We start from the raw sequence: 948 nt of genomic DNA, 5'->3' as shown, positions 1-948 counted from the left end.
GCACCGGCCTGGCGCAGGGCGTCGAGGCCGAATTCGGCCGGATCCCCCAGGCCCGCCAGGATCAGGGTGGCCGGCGTGCCGCCGGGCCGCTCCAGGGTGAGGGTCTGGCCACTCTTGCCCTCGAAGCGGCGACGCTGCAGCCAGCCCTCGAGGGCTTCCCCCACCAGCGTCTCGGCCAGGCCCCGTCCGCCGCCAGCGCCGCCGGCGAACAGCCCCACCACCAGGGTGTCCCCCGTCCAGCTCTCGGTGAGCGGACGTTGGCCGTCCCGGTCAACGGCAAGACAGCGAAACTCCATGGACCCAGCGCAGGCGACCCGTGATCGTAGCCAGCCCAGCCCTGGCACTCAGGCGGGATCGGCCGTGAACGGGGTGGCCCAGCGATCCCGGGTCTCCTTGTTGAAGGGGGGCAGCCAGCGCCGGATCAGGGCCTGCTCCAGGGCCCGGCGGGGGCCGACCGCCGCCGGCACGTCCGACCAGAAGCGGATGCTCGGCCGCGCCTCCAGACCCGCCCGCGCCAGGGCCTCGCCGTAGGCCGCCAGGTAGTCCTTGCAGTCGTGGTCGCCCTTCCAGCGCTGGTCGGCCCGTCCGGTCTCGCCGACGTAGAGCAGCAGGGGCAGCGGCAGCTGGGGCGGGCGGTCCATCACCAAATAGAGGGCCGCCCCCTGCTGGGCCAGCCGGGGCCAGCGCCAGAAGGACAGGCTCTGGGGGCTGAGGCTGAGGGGATCGAGGCGCCGCGCCTGCTCGAGGGGATCGCCCGGGTCAGCGGGGACGGGGAAGAGCAGCCCTTGCTGGAGGGGGGCGGCGGCAGCGGCAGCGGTGGCGGCGTAGAGCGGCGCCTGGTGGTCGGCGAGACGGGCCTGCCAGGCGAGCAGTTGCTCCCGCCACAGCGGCAACGACGGGGCCGGCGGCGCGCCGGCCAGCGCGGCCGCCGGAAACAGTTCCCCCTGC

General features: G+C 75.1%; 2 protein-coding genes. Both read right to left on the bottom strand.

The window, feature by feature from the left end; genetic code table 11:
- Window positions 1–296 (bottom strand): M17 family peptidase N-terminal domain-containing protein (locus VB737_RS17000; RefSeq protein WP_500314706.1); only part of this gene is annotated, 296 nt, incomplete at its 3' end.
- A 48-nt stretch (window positions 297–344) separates the two neighbouring features.
- On the bottom strand, window positions 345–948 hold a 604-nt coding region (locus VB737_RS16995; RefSeq protein ID WP_500314705.1), incomplete at its 5' end, for a GIY-YIG nuclease family protein.

It is taken from the genome of Synechococcus sp. BA-120 BA3 (assembly GCF_034931285.1).
In the GTDB taxonomy this organism is placed as follows: domain Bacteria; phylum Cyanobacteriota; class Cyanobacteriia; order PCC-6307; family Cyanobiaceae; genus Cyanobium.
The sequence above is the reverse complement of the archived record's forward strand: the minus strand, read 5'-3'. Positions and strand labels throughout refer to the sequence as shown.